The sequence below is a fragment of the Ramlibacter aquaticus genome (genome assembly GCF_015159745.1).
Taxonomy (GTDB): domain Bacteria; phylum Pseudomonadota; class Gammaproteobacteria; order Burkholderiales; family Burkholderiaceae_C; genus Ramlibacter; species Ramlibacter aquaticus.
In genome coordinates this window covers 1-405 of sequence record NZ_JADDOJ010000208.1, presented here as the reverse complement: position 1 = coordinate 405, position 405 = coordinate 1, and the positions used below count along the sequence as shown (strand labels likewise).

At 71.1% G+C, this 405-nt stretch carries 1 protein-coding gene; it reads right to left on the bottom strand.

Annotated elements, in window-relative coordinates:
* Window positions 1-57: 57 nt before the first annotated feature.
* Window positions 58-405 (bottom strand): FlgO family outer membrane protein (locus IM725_RS20145; RefSeq protein WP_265335016.1); only part of this gene is annotated, 348 nt, incomplete at its 5' end.

Below are 405 nucleotides of genomic sequence, written 5' to 3'. Positions count from 1 at the left end.
GCCCCGTGCCGGGATTTTTTTTGCCTGCCCCCCCGGCCAAGCGCGCTGGAGGCGCCCTCAGCGCATGGAGAGCAGGATGCGCACGTTGTCGTCCACCGGCAGCACGTAGTCGTGCGCTGCCAGCACGGTGTTGCCGGCCGGGCTCACGAGCTTCAGGCCGACGAACACCGACTGGGCCGTGGCGGCGTAGGTGCCCACCACCACCGCCTGCGCCGACTGCGCACGGCTCACCTCGCGCACTTCGCGCGACAGCAGCAGTTCGCCCTGGCCGGGCACCATCGCCAGGCTCTCGCGCATCTTGAGTTCGGTCACGCGCACGCCGCGCTGCACCATGCGGCCGGCGATCTGCTCGGAGCACAGCCGGCCGAGCCGCGACGATTCGCCCAGCCGGTCGATGTGCACCAG